Source organism: Bradyrhizobium sp. DN3, assembly GCF_041357655.1.
In the GTDB taxonomy this organism is placed as follows: domain Bacteria; phylum Pseudomonadota; class Alphaproteobacteria; order Rhizobiales; family Xanthobacteraceae; genus Bradyrhizobium.
The window spans coordinates 158,563-171,345 of record NZ_JAULLN010000002.1 but is presented as its reverse complement, the minus strand read 5'-3'; the positions used below and the strand labels follow the sequence as shown (position 1 = coordinate 171,345).

The following is a 12,783-nucleotide window of genomic DNA, read 5'->3' as shown; positions in this document are numbered from 1 at the left end:
CAGAACGGGCGCGATCGGGCATTGGATATGTCCACGTGGCTCTGGCTCTCGCCTTTGTTACGAGCATGCCCGCGCTGTTCGCGCGTGAGGTCTTCGGCGACGACTGGACCGTGTACTACATCTACTGGACTCAAGGTCCGATCGGCGTCGCTCGCGTGCTGTGGGAGTCGGCACACGCCGGCTTCGCGATTCCCATGACGCTGTTTGTGGCGCTTTTGAACGATACTCCCGATGTCGCTGCGCGACTCGCCGGACTGGGCTGCCACCTAGTCAACGGCTTGCTGCTCTACTCCATCCTGTCGCGATCATCACATACAAGACAGATCGCCGGACTTGTCACCGCTCTGTTCCTGCTCAGCCCGTTCTATGCAATTCGCCTGACACTCAACGCGGTCTACGATTTCTTCCTGCTCTTCTACCTGCTGTCCTACGCGTTGACATATTCGAAAGTGCGGGCACTTCGATGGGCAGCGCCGATCGCTCTGTTTTTCTCGTTGTCGCTCGAAATGCTGATCGCGCTCGAACCGCTCCGCATCGTGCTGACCTGGTCCGCTCTCGAACCGTGGAAACGTAGGTTCGCGCGCCTTGCGCCGTTCTGGCTGGTGATCGTGGCGGTGATCATGCTGCGTCTAACCATCCTGGGAAAGAGCGGTCACTACGCCGGACAATATAGCTTTGTGCGCGACCTCACCGTCATAGGCCACTCACTGTCTGAGCACCTCATGGCATTCCCGCAGGGCCTGTCCTACGCCTACTCCCATGGGTCCGCGCTGCTGGGCCATACTGTCTGGACGATGCTGACGTTGGTTGCGATGGCGGGTTTCGCTCTCCTCTCTTCCAGAGCTTTGTGGACGCCATGGGTGTTCGAGGGTCGCGGCTCGATCAGGCGTGTGCTGGTGCTGCTCTTGTCGGGAGCCGCGATTGCCATTCTTGGCGCTATGCCCTTTGCCCTGACCGGGACCTATGGCGACGTGACCAGGGGAGAATCGAGGCTGCTCTTCGCCTCGCAACTCGGCATATTGATATTGGCGGCCACCGTCATACAAATGATTCCGACAGCGCGTCTGCGCGCAGCGGTCGCGGGCGGCCTGATCGCAGTCTTCGCGCTGGCCATGGCGCAGGATTCAAAATGGCTGCTGTATGACGGTCTGATCAACGCAGACCTGCAGCGGCAAGTTCGGGCGGCCTTGCTTGCGGATCCCCAGCCAAAGGTCGTGAAGCTCCAAGTTGAGAACAGCCACATCATCTCATTTCGGTCCCGGTGTCTTGGCGCCAGTGACATGAACGTTGCACAGATGATGTTACGCGATGAAAATCGCGAACGATCGTTTGTCTATACCGATTATTGCGGGGATTTTCAGAACCCCAGCGCCGTCCCGAGCGGCAACTGCACGGTTTCCTACCTCGAGTTTTTTCCCTGCCCGCCACGCCGAGAAACCTGGCGCTATCGCGCTGCGCCGGGAATTCCGCAGCCCGACGACATCAGCTTGGTCGAACTGCTGAAGGCCGTCCTCAAGGAAGCGCCTTCCGCCACGGAAGGTCGCGGCGAGCTCATGCAACTAAAGGACGATCTGCCGATCCCCCTGGCAAGAGCAGAATACCGGCCACCCTGCGGCCGGCCTGGAGTACGCGGATCCGCCTGGCTGCTGGCTCTCCCCACACCGGCCTGCGAAGATTCCGCTTCAGGAGCTCGATAGGCGCACCGCGATGTTCATACTATCGCATCCCTTGATCATCCTACTCATTCTGACAAGAGTTAGTGCCGTTCAGCTGATGCGCGGTGCCGGAGGAAACTGGTTGATCACGGGCGGAACGGGCTGACGATGCTTCCTGGCAAGAAGACAATCATTGTCCTTACCAAGCTCATGGTCTCGGCCGGTATCATCGTTCTGATCGCACGCGACCTCGATCTTTCGTCACTCAAGGCCGACCTTCTCGCTGTTAAATTACACATGCTCGCACTGGCGATGTTGCTGCTGTTCGCGCAGACGTTCGCCCTGTGCAACCGCTGGATCTTGATCCTGCGCACGATGGGCGTTTCTCTGGATTGGCTGGCCGGGTGGCGCATTCTCCTTGCGAGTGCCTGGTTCAATCAGGTGTTGCCCTCCGGCGGCGAAGCCGTCCGTATATGGATGTTGCGGCGGCATGGCATACAGTGGTCGCTGACCCTCAGCAGCATTATCGCAGACCGGTTCATCGGCCTTCTGGCCCTTGGCTTCCTCATCTTGGCGGGAATGCCGTTCTTGATCTCGCGCATCCATGACAATGTCTTGCTGGTCGCCGTCATAGGTATTGTCGCTGCCGCGTACTTCGGCGCAATTGTCCTGATGATGTTGAATCGCTTGCCGGCCCGAGTGACTGCAGTTCTTCCCGTCAGGATCGTGCAATTTGCGATGCTTCTCGAGGCTCCGCTACTCGCGCGAGCAGGACGCAAAGCATTGTTTGGTTCGGCTATAGTTGTTCATCTTTTGACCGTTACGGCTTGTTATGCCCTCGCGATTGGCCTGGACGCCGGGTTGTCCGCACTTGACGCATTCGTCCTCGTTCCGCTGGTGATTGTGGCGGCCGCTGTCCCGCTTTCCATCGGAGGATGGGGCATTCGTGAGGGAGCGATGGTTGGCGCGCTCGGTCTCGTCGGTATCGCACCTGACAAGGCGCTTGCGATATCAATTTTGTTTGGCCTCGGCAATCTCATCGTGGGCGTCATCGGGGGTGCTGTGTGGCTGCTTGCACCGGAGCGTGCGACTTACAGCACCGGTCAAGCACGAGTCAGCGCCGAACGGGATGATGCTGCTGCGCCGGTCCATCAACGGCAATTGCGCGAACCTGAGGCGCATGGGACGGAACTACAGCGGTGACCGGACGAGCCGGATGCTCTTGCTCAAACACCACCGTGTGGCGCCGCGCTGGTCCGGCCGCTGGTGGACAGGGCAACTTAGGAATTGTGGCGCAGGCTGGGCCACTATATAGGCTTCAGCTACGTTGAGTTTTCACCTCGGGGGCTGTTGTTCCCCTGTCATTCCTGCACAGGCTCAGACCAGTGACCGACCATTGCCGCCTTTGCCATTCGACCAACCTGCGACCGGTGATCGACCTCGGAATGATGCCGATTGCGCATCGACTTCGGCATAGCCGAAACGAGCAGGAGGAACGGTATCCGTTCGAGGTGCTGGCCTGCGGCGATTGCGGTCTGCCGCAGATCGTCAAGCCGATCGATCCCGATATCCTGTATCGCCAGTTCAATTACAATTTCAGCAGCTGGAAGCCGGAACCGCACCAGGTGGACGAGCTCGATACCATCGCGAAATTCTCGAGCCCTCAATCGGTGTTCGAGATCGGATGCAACGACGGCCTGTTCATGGACAAGCTGCGCGAGCGCGGCGCGAAGGTCTTGGTGGGCGTCGAGCCCAACCCGGTATCGGGCAAGATCGCCCGCGAGCGCGGCATCAAAGTCTATGCCGACATGATCAGCCCGGCACTATGCCACGATGCGGTCGCGCAGGCCGGCAAGTTTGATCTCGTCGTCTCGCGCCAGGTGCTGGAGCACATCGTCGACTTCGAGAACTTCTTCGACTGCGTGAAGATCGCGCTGCGCGACGATGGCCTGCTGTTCATCGACGTGCCCGATTTCGCCCCCGGATCGACGGCGGGCGACCTCTCCGTCCTCTGGGAGGAGCACGTCAGCTATTTCACCGAACCGACCCTGCTCGCCCTGCTGGCACGCCACGGCTTCGAGGCGGTGTCCGTGAAGAAATACAATTTCAGCGGCGGCAGCCTCGCGATTGCAGCCCGCCGAGCGGCGCGCGACGTGACACCGCCTCCTGCGCCATCCGGCGTCGGCGAGAAATTCGGTCAGCGCGCGCGGGAGTATGGCGCACGGCTGCGTCCGATCCTCACCAAGGCCCGCGCCAATGGTGCCGAGATCGCCATCTATGGCGCAGGCTGCCGCGCCTGCACCTTCACCAATGCCCACGAACTGGCGGATCTCGTCGATCTCTCGGTCGACGATCAGAAGGAGCGCCAGGGCCTGTTCCTGCCTGGCACCGGCATTCCGATCCGTTCGCCTGTGGACCTCACCCGCAAGCCGGATCCGCTTGTCTGCCTTCTCGCCGTGAACCAGGAAAACGAGGCCAAGGTCAGCAGCCGGCTGCGAGAGAACGTGAAGCGCCCGCTGCACATCGTTTCGATCTTCGCGCCCTCCGACATCTGGAGCGAGCTCGATCGCCTCGAGGCGGTCGCAGGGTCGCCGCATGGCTGAGGACAAGCTCTTCAACTACTACGAACGCCAGAACGTTCTGCCGACGTTCGGGAATTTCAAATCGTCCGCTGAGCTCGGAGCCTATGCCAGTCAGCGGCGCGAACTGTTTTCGGACAAATTGGCGCTGTCGCCGCGGCTGTTCCGCGATGCCGAGGTGCTCGAATTCGGTCCTGATTCCGGCGAGAATGCCCTGGTGTTTGCCGGCTGGGGTGCGAACATGACGCTCGCCGAGCCGAACCGTCTCGCCCACGAGAAAATTCAGGCATATTTCGCGCAATTCAGCCGGGCGGACCGTCTGCGTGAACTCGTAGCGTCCGATGTCGAGGGATTTCGCAGCGATCGTCGCTTCGACATCATCGATGCCGAAGGATTCATCTACACGGTGCAGCCGACCGAAAATTGGCTCCGCATCTTCCACCGGCTGCTCAATCCCGACGGTCACGCCGTCGTTTCCTACTACGAACGTTATGGCGGCTTCTTCGAGCTCGCGCTCAAGGCGATCCATGCGGCCGGCAAGGCATTGACGGGTCGGCCCGCGCTGGAGACCGCGAAGACGCTATTCGACGCGAAATGGAACAGCATTCCGCACACCCGCAGCTTCGACTCCTGGCTAATGGACGTGCTGGAAAATCCCTTCGTTCGGCACCGGTACTTCCTCGACGCTAGAGCCTTATGCACGGCGGCGCATGAACAGGGCTTCGACATCCATTCGGCATGGCCGGCCTATCGCGACAGCCTTGACGTCTACTGGCACAAGAAGATCTTGTCCGACGACGAGAAGCTGCGGCGCGCGGCGCGCCATCTTAGCCGCAGCCGCCTGAGCTTCCTCGGCGGACGGAAGCTCTATCTGGTCGGCAACATCGAAGCCGTCGACGCGATCTCGGCATCGATCGAAGCGCTGGTTCGCGATGTCGACGGGATGATCGACGATCCCTTCGGCGCCAGCCTGCCCCGGGTGATCTCCAGCCTCGCCGCATTGCGCGATTCGATCCGGACGACGGAGATTCTCGCCGACGATGCTGCCGACATCGAAGCCATCGTTGCGACGCTCGACAGTTTCCATCGCATCTTCGGCGCGATCGGGCGGCGGGATGCATCTGCAGTCACCGCCCTCACCCAATCAGACCCGGCGTTCATCAACACCTGGGGTCAGCCGGCGCACTTCCTCGTCGTCCGAAAGCGCTTCGAGGGATCGTAGCCAGTGAGGCCAGGCATTGGCATCATCGGAACGGGCATGGTCGGCCAGATGTGCCACCTCGCCAATTTCGCTGCCAACCCCGCCTGCCGCGTCGTCGCGATTGCCGATCTCCGGCCTGATCTGGCGGCCGCAGCGGCGCTGAAATTCGGCGTCGCGCGCATCTACGGCACGCACCGGGAGTTGCTCGCGGACAGCGAGGTCTCCGCCGTCGTCGTCGTGACGAAGCGACGCGCCACCGGCCCGATCGTCCTGGACGCATTGAACAGCGGCCGGCACGTGCTGTCGGAGAAACCGATGGCCTACACGACGGTTCAGGCCGCGATGCTGGTCGAAGCTGCGCAGCAGAAAGAGCTCCTGTACAGCGTCGGCTACATGAAACGTCACGACGCCGGCGTGGCGCGCGCGCTGGTCGAGCTGGCGCGCATCCGCGCCGACCTGTCGCTCGGCCGCATCATCGGCGCGCATGGCTGGTGCTTCGGCGGCGATACGGGCCGATCGCAGGACAATTTCGTCATGACCGGCGAAACGCGGCCGGACGGGCTCGAGCTCTGGCCGGATGGTCCTGACTGGATGCCGAGCGCGATGCGCCCCGGCTACGACAATTTTCTGAACGTCTTCAGCCATATCATCAATCTGGCGCGTTACGTGCTCGGCCGGTCGCCGACGATCGCCGAAGGCACCGTCGAGACCTCGGGAGCTGCGCGCATCACCCTCGACTTCGACGGCATCGCGTGCACGCTGGATCTGGTGAACGGGTCCGAGGGCGCCTGGCGCGAGGGACTGACGATCAATTTCGAGCGCGGTGCCCTGACCATCGAATTGCCCCCTCCCTTCGCCGAAGAGGAGGCGCGGGTCATCCTCGATCATGACGGCGAATCCACGCAGCTCGTGCGTGCAACCAGCTGGGCATTTCGGCGCCAGGCCGATGCCTTTGTCTCCGATATCGTCGAACGACGGATACCCCTCGCCTCCGGCCAAGACTCGGTGACCGACATCGCGCTTGCAGAAGCGATCTGGAAGCGGCGAGCTAGCGGCTAGGCGAGACATCCTCGCTGGCGCCGTTGAGCGGCAAGATTCCAGCGATCGGGCCGACCTTGATCGTGATCTGCGCAAGTTGAGCCAGAAACTCTGCAACGTCACAGCGCGCCAGCAACCGACACGCGTAGTACCTTCGCACCACTGCCCGGTCCGACGCAGCTCCAGAGCCCGCCTGCAACAAGATCGTCGCCTGCGGTCCCGACGGATCGAAATGACGGAATGCAGTTCCCGGAGCGACCCGCTTCCACTCCATTTCCTGGAGGATGTCAGGCCGCTCGGCTCGCAAAGCAAACCCGAAGAAAGGCTGATTGCCCCAGGCGAGGCGGAGCATACCGGTGACCTCGGCCAGGCCGAACGGCACGTCCCGTGACGGATAGTCGAAGAAGCGGTCGTCGAGCGCGTAGACCGTCGCCGCGGGCTGGACCCGGTCGGCGAGGCCGCGCGTCAGAGCCTCCTGTTTCAGCGTTCTCGCCTGCATGAAGACGTAATCGTTCCACAGCGTTCCGATCCACAGGATCGTGCCCAATCCGAACAACATCGCAAAGGCGGCGCTGGGTCCGATCCAACGTTCGGCCTGACGCTTGAACGCGAGAAGCGCCAGCGCCGCCGGCACGCCGAACAGCAGCAGGTGACGGCTTTCGTAAAAATGCGTGGAAGAGGGTCGCAGGCCGGCGATCAGATAGGGCGAGGACAATGCGAGGAACAAAACCACGGCGAGCACGAGCGGCAAGGCGGTCGCGCGTCTGGGTGGCGTTGGCTCCGTACCGGGACGCAGCAGTAGCAAGACGACGCCAACGAGGACCGCAGCCGAGATGAAGGGCGCTGGGACCTGGATCGCCGCCCGGATCGCGTGGGTCACGACGTCCCTGTAGCCGGCGTCGAAGAACGCCCCCCATCCGTTCGCCATCTCGCTGAGCGTCGGGAAATGGGCGTCATAGTGCTGCGCGTACAAACCAATCCGCTTGAACCAGATACTCAGCGCGGCCGCATAGACCGGAGGAAGCACGATCAAATCCGGATAGCCCAAAGCGCAGCGCCAGGCTGCGAGCCATGTGCGACGAACGAAACCATGCGCGGCGGCTTCGCTCCGCCATTTTGCAACGAAGAGTCCCAGCATGACGAAGGCATAGAGCATGACCGTCGAGTTGAGCGCGAAGCTGAGAAGGAATGCGAACGCACAGGCCACGCGAAGCAACACACGCCGCCGACCCCGGGCGCTGAAAGCGAGCGTCAACAGCCATGCACCGACGAACAGGAGTCCAAAGCTGAAGACGTAGACCGCGTTCGCCTTTCCCGCCCAAAGCTGATAGCCGGGATAGGTCCAGACGATCAGCGCAAAGCCAACTGCTTCGGCGCGATCGAGCAAGCCGAGCCGCGTCGCCGTCAGCACCAGGCACACCGCGCCGAAGACAATTCCAGCAAACGCCAACGATACCATCACGGCCACCGGCGCGCCCGTCCAATTCGCGAGCGTGTCGTAACTGTAAAAGATCGGATGGCCGGCGCCGTTCAGCAGGAAACCGATGTCGATGAAATAGTCCGGACGTGGCTTGAGCACCAGCCAATCGTCCATGAAGAGGCCGTCGTTCAGGAGCATCGGTGCATGCGCGGCCAGCAACACCAGGAGGAGAACGACTATCGCGCGCAGCAATGGGGACGAGTTCGGACGGGAGAGGAAGGGCATCGCTGGCAAGAATTCGCACGCCCACGTGACGACCGCAAGAGCGGGATGGCGGGCTCCCTTGACCGGAAAAATACGACCTCCTATAGACTTTCGCTCTGGCTGGGCCTGAGAGGCGTCCGGGATTTCCGCAATGAACATGCTACCGGGCCCGGCGCAAGCCGCTGCGATCTGTCTCAGCATCGCCTTCCCACTTCTACTGCTGGGCTATGCGCGCATCGCTGCCACAGGCGGATCCGGTCGCCGCTTTCGGCTGGGCTGCGTCAGCGTCATCGTCCTTTACGTGCTCGCCTGCATCGTGCTTCCCGGTCAACGCCATTTCGACGAGGTGCTCAGCGGTCTCTTCCTGTTGGCGACGGCGATGATGCTTTGCTACGTCCTGTTCAGCCTGCTGGCATGGGGCTTTACGCTGACGTTGCTCACGGCACTGGTCAAGACTGGACGTCCTCTCACGCTGGAGCAATGGGCCGCAGCCTACATGCAGGGCGGCGATCTCGGCACCTTCACGCATAATCGCCTGAAACTCCTGATCGGTTCGAGGCTGGTGACGACGGCAGACGGCAGGCTGGCGCCGACATCCAAGGGGGTGGCGGTCGCGCATCTCGTCAAACTGGTTCGTCTGTCGACGGGCCTTGGGTGAGCGGCACGATGTCCTATGTTGTCGGACTGATCGCCGTCCTCGCCTTCGCCGTGCTGTCGCCTGCCCTGCAGCTCATGGCGCGCGCTTTCGCATGGTCGCTTTCATCCGTGATGCTGCTCGCGATCGCCGCGGTCGTCTCGCATGGCTTCGGCGTGATGCTCGGTATGCTCGTCGTCCCGCAATTCCAGTACTGGGACGCCGCCTCGATTTTCGCGTTTTGCGTCATGGCCTATGTGTTCGCCTTTGGCGCAGTGTTCAAATCGGTTTCGCTCGACATCCTGCTTGGTCTCGTCGACCGGCCTGAAGGCAGCGCCCCGCTTGTCGACATCCTCGAACGGCAGGTTCCAGATCTATTCGAGGGACGCATCCGGACCCTGATGGACGGCGGCTTGGTCGAACAGACCGGTGCTCACTTTGCGCCGACCGCGGCAGGCCGGAACATGGCGGGCCGCATCGGACGGCTACGCCAAACCTTCGGCATCGGCGATACCGGCCTTTACGATTTTTCCGATTAGTTGCCCGGAACACACACATCACGGGCTTCGTTTCACTTGTGCGGGCTTGAATGGCGGGGTCCGTCTTGTTCTCCCGGCAGAGATCACCTAGCGTGAATCGGGGGTCCCAACGGTATAGGGTGGCCGGCAACGGCAGCATGCGATGACACCTTCCAGGGCGGCAAAAAGGCTTACGATCGTCATCCCTGCGCTGAACGAGCAGGACAAGATCGCCGACACCATCGACGGCGTGCTCCCGCTCGCCCGCGAGCTGCTTGACGATTTCGAGATCTTCCTGATCGACGACGGCAGCACCGACGCCACCGGCGCGATCATGGACGAGTACGCGGCCGGCGAGCCGCGCATCATCGTGCATCACAACCCCGAACGGCGGGGCGTGGGTGCCGGCTTCGAATATGCGCTCTCGCGCGCGAAATTCGATGCCATCACCCTCATTCCCGGCGATCACGCCTTTCAAAACGAGGGCATCGCCAGGATGTTCAAGGCGGCGGGCGCCGCCGATATCGTCATCACCTATCGCGACAACCAGTCAGACCGCTCCGTCAACCGCTCGATCCAATCGCATTCGCTGCGGTTCATCCTGAACTGCCTGTTCGGCTTCTGGCTGTCCGACTACCACAGCATGATCGTCTACCCCGTCAAATGGCTGCGCCAGATCGCAGTCAAGGCCGACGGCTACGGCTATCAGATCTGTGCCTTGATCTCGCTGCTCCAGCTCGGCCTCACCTACGTGCAGGTGCCGGTCAGCCTGAATGCGGAGCTCAAGGGATCTTCCCGCGCACTGCGGCTGCGCACCTATTTCGAACTCGGCGGCACCATCGTCTCGCTGCTGCGCCGCGTTCCGATCCGCGACGTCGATCTCAGCCAAGTCTCCGCCAACGCCGAGCGGACCCCGGCGCGCTAGCGTTGGCGCAGGGCCACTCGCCTATCGTGATTCGCAAACGGGGACCTTCGCGTCCCTACCCCGTCAGAATCTGATCTAAGTGATTGATTTTACTGGCAGGAGTGGCAGGGCTCGAACCTGCGACCCCCGGTTTTGGAGACCGGTGCTCTACCAATTGAGCTACACTCCTACAGACCCTGCGTCGCCTTAGGATCAGGGCCGCTTTCAAGCACAGGGGACGGCCGGTTTGCAAGGGTGAACCGCGCCGGCTCCGCTTGTTTGTACCGGGGTTTTTGCGCCACAGTCGTTCCCGATAATCAAGAGCAACCGGGAGTGCCCATGACCGCCACAGCGACCGCTACAGCCGCCCCACAGGCCACGATCGCGCCGCAGACCCCGCCTTTGCCGGAAGCCCGCCCCGAGACGCTCGGGCTGTCGCGGCCCCGCCTCCAGGCTATGTCGGACGCCTTCAAGCGCGAGATCGACAAGGGCACTGTTCCCGGCGTCACCGTGCTGGTGGCCCGCCGCGGCCAAATCGGCTGGTTCGAGGCGCTGGGCCGGCAGAGCCCGACGGGCGCCGCGCCGATGACGCGCGATTCGATCTTCCGGATCTTCTCGATGACCAAGCCGATTGTCTCGGTCGGCATCATGGCGCTGGTCGAGGACGGCCATCTCCTTCTCAGCGACGCGGTCGCCAAGTTCATTCCGGAGTTCGCCGACCAAAAGGTCGGCGTGGTCAGCGGCGGCAAGCTGGACCTGGTTCCGCCCAAGCGGCCAATGACGGTGCAGGACCTGCTCCGTCACACCTCGGGCCTGACCTACGAGCACCAGGGCGACGGCCCCGTGCACAAGCTCTATCAGGAGTCCCGCGTCCGCAGCCGCAAGATCACCAATGCCGAGCACGCCGCGCTGGTGGCGAGCTTCCCGCTGGTCTGCCATCCCGGCGACGAGTTCAACTACAGCCGCTCCACCGACATCCTCGGCCGCATCATCGAGGTCGTCAGCGGCAAGCCGCTCGGCGCGTTCCTCGCCGAGCGCATCCTCGCGCCGTTGCAGATGGCCGAGACCGGTTTTGCAACAGCCGAGGCCAATGCCGGCCGGCTCGCCGAACCGTTCGCGGCCGATCCCTGGACCGGCGACAAGGTCGCGCTCTTCAACATGCTGGAACATCCGGTGATGGAATCCGGCGGCGGCGGGCTGGTCTCGACCACGATGGATTATGCCCGCTTCTGCCTGATGCTGCGCAACGGCGGCACTCTCGACGGCAACAGGATCATCGGCCGCAAGACGCTGGAGCTGATGGCGTCCGATCATCTCGGGCCGCACGTTGTGACCAATGGCACGTTGCTGTCGCCCGGCCACGGTTTTGGCCTCGGCTTTGCCGTGCGCCGCGAGCCTGGCATCGCGCCCTTCCCCGGAAGCGTCGGCCAGTATTTCTGGAGCGGCATTGCCGGCACGTTCTTCTGGATCGATCCGAAGGAGGATCTGTTCGCGGTGTTCATGAGCCAGGGCCCGGGCCAGCGCGACTATACGCGCACGCTGGTGCGGGATCTGGTTTACGCGGCGGTGGAGTGAGGTTGTTCACGTAAGCGACGCAATATCCACATTCTCGCTGTCATGCCCCGGCTTGACCGGGCATCCAGTACGCCGCAGCGGATGTGGTGAGAGCGAGCTCTCCAACGAAGGCCGCGGAGTACTGGATCGCCCGCTTTCGCGGGCGATGACACCGGTGTTGGGGCGGCATGATCGCTTCTACTTGCCTTCAACTCGCCAGCACTCAGCTGATCGTCGCGCCGCCGTCGATCACCATGGTCTGGCCGGTCATGAAGTCACCGGCCTTCGACCCCAGGAACACGGCCGCGCCCGCGATCTCGTCGGGGATGCCGATGCGCAAGAGCGGCGAGCGCGAGGTCGAGGCCTTCAGGTTCTCCGGATTGTCCCACAGCGCTTTGGCAAAGTCGGTCTTGATCAGGCCGGGCGCGATGCAGTTCACGCGGATATTGTCCTTGCCGTATTCGCAGGCGAGGTTGCGCGCGAGCTGCATGTCGGCGGCTTTCGAAATCGCGTACGCGCCGAGGATGGTCGAGCCCTTCAGGCCGCCGATCGACGAGACGATGATGATCGAGCCGTCCTTGCGCTCGATCATCTGCGGCACCACCATCGAGATCAGCCAATTGTTGGCGACGATGTTGTTGTCGAGGATTTTTCTGAACTGATCGTCGGAGATGCCGGCGAGCGGACCATAGTACGGATTCGACGCGGCGTTGCAGACCAGCACGTCGATCTTGCCGAAGGCGCGGTTGCTCTCGTCGACGAGGTTTTGCAGATTCTCTTTCGACGAGATGTTGGCGGCGATCGCGACCGCGGTGCCCTTGCCGAATCTGTCGTTGATGCCCTTGGCCACCTGCTCGCAAACGTCAGCCTTGCGCGAGGAGATCACCACCTTGGCGCCGTGCTCGGCCATGCGCTCGGCGATCGCGAGCCCGATGCCGCGCGTCGAGCCGGTGATGACGGCAACTTTCCCCTTCATGTCAAACAAGGTCATGTTTCTCTCCCAGAGTATGATCGAT

Annotated in this window: 11 protein-coding genes and 1 tRNA gene; 9 read left to right on the top strand and 3 right to left on the bottom strand. The window is 62.4% G+C overall.

Features of this window, described 5'->3' with window-relative positions; genetic code table 11:
- Positions 1 to 35: 35 nt before the first annotated feature.
- From AAE027_RS04135 to AAE027_RS04115, 5 genes are all read left to right on the top strand, one after another.
- Positions 36 to 1,697, top strand: a complete 1,662-nt coding sequence (locus tag AAE027_RS04135; RefSeq protein ID WP_370985618.1) for a hypothetical protein — start codon at positions 36 to 38, stop codon at positions 1,695 to 1,697.
- 126 nt (positions 1,698 to 1,823) lie between these two features.
- Positions 1,824 to 2,858 carry a lysylphosphatidylglycerol synthase transmembrane domain-containing protein gene (locus AAE027_RS04130; RefSeq protein WP_370985617.1) on the top strand — a complete coding sequence of 345 codons (1,035 nt, stop codon included), beginning with the start codon at positions 1,824 to 1,826 and terminating at the stop codon, positions 2,856 to 2,858.
- A gap of 182 nt (positions 2,859 to 3,040) precedes the next feature.
- Positions 3,041 to 4,258 (top strand): class I SAM-dependent methyltransferase, encoded by a 1,218-nt coding sequence (locus AAE027_RS04125; RefSeq protein ID WP_370985616.1) that lies wholly within the window; start codon positions 3,041 to 3,043, stop codon positions 4,256 to 4,258.
- A complete protein-coding gene (locus AAE027_RS04120; RefSeq protein ID WP_370985615.1) occupies positions 4,251 to 5,456 on the top strand; it encodes a class I SAM-dependent methyltransferase in 1,206 nt (401 codons plus the stop codon). The genes AAE027_RS04125 and AAE027_RS04120 overlap by 8 nt, the downstream gene beginning before the upstream one ends.
- A 3-nt stretch (positions 5,457 to 5,459) precedes the next feature.
- A complete protein-coding gene (locus AAE027_RS04115; RefSeq protein WP_370985614.1) occupies positions 5,460 to 6,494 on the top strand; it encodes a Gfo/Idh/MocA family protein in 1,035 nt (344 codons plus the stop codon).
- Here AAE027_RS04115 and AAE027_RS04110 read toward each other — a convergent pair.
- Positions 6,484 to 8,091 (bottom strand): hypothetical protein, encoded by a 1,608-nt coding sequence (locus AAE027_RS04110; protein ID WP_370985613.1) that lies wholly within the window; start codon positions 8,089 to 8,091, stop codon positions 6,484 to 6,486. The genes AAE027_RS04115 and AAE027_RS04110 overlap by 11 nt on opposite strands.
- A 217-nt stretch (positions 8,092 to 8,308) precedes the next feature.
- Between AAE027_RS04110 and AAE027_RS04105 the strand changes: the two genes are divergently transcribed.
- From AAE027_RS04105 to AAE027_RS04095, 3 genes are all read left to right on the top strand, one after another.
- Positions 8,309 to 8,815: a hypothetical protein gene (locus AAE027_RS04105; protein ID WP_370985612.1), complete on the top strand. Its 507-nt coding sequence runs from the start codon at positions 8,309 to 8,311 to the stop codon at positions 8,813 to 8,815.
- A gap of 8 nt (positions 8,816 to 8,823) precedes the next feature.
- Positions 8,824 to 9,330 (top strand): hypothetical protein, encoded by a 507-nt coding sequence (locus AAE027_RS04100; RefSeq protein ID WP_370985611.1) that lies wholly within the window; start codon positions 8,824 to 8,826, stop codon positions 9,328 to 9,330.
- Positions 9,331 to 9,472: 142 nt separating this feature from the next.
- Complete coding sequence (locus AAE027_RS04095) at positions 9,473 to 10,234, top strand: glycosyltransferase family 2 protein (protein WP_370985610.1); 762 nt, start codon at positions 9,473 to 9,475, stop codon at positions 10,232 to 10,234.
- Between the two features lie 93 nt (positions 10,235 to 10,327).
- Here the strand turns inward: AAE027_RS04095 and AAE027_RS04090 are convergent.
- Positions 10,328 to 10,403, bottom strand: a tRNA-Trp gene (locus AAE027_RS04090).
- Positions 10,404 to 10,552: 149 nt separating this feature from the next.
- Here AAE027_RS04090 and AAE027_RS04085 point away from each other — a divergent pair.
- Positions 10,553 to 11,788 (top strand): serine hydrolase domain-containing protein, encoded by a 1,236-nt coding sequence (locus tag AAE027_RS04085; protein WP_370985609.1) that lies wholly within the window; start codon positions 10,553 to 10,555, stop codon positions 11,786 to 11,788.
- 202 nt (positions 11,789 to 11,990) lie between these two features.
- Here AAE027_RS04085 and AAE027_RS04080 read toward each other — a convergent pair whose 3' ends face one another.
- Positions 11,991 to 12,758, bottom strand: coding sequence for an SDR family NAD(P)-dependent oxidoreductase (locus AAE027_RS04080; RefSeq protein ID WP_091894773.1), 768 nt, complete (start codon positions 12,756 to 12,758; stop codon positions 11,991 to 11,993).
- Positions 12,759 to 12,783 lie beyond the last annotated feature (25 nt).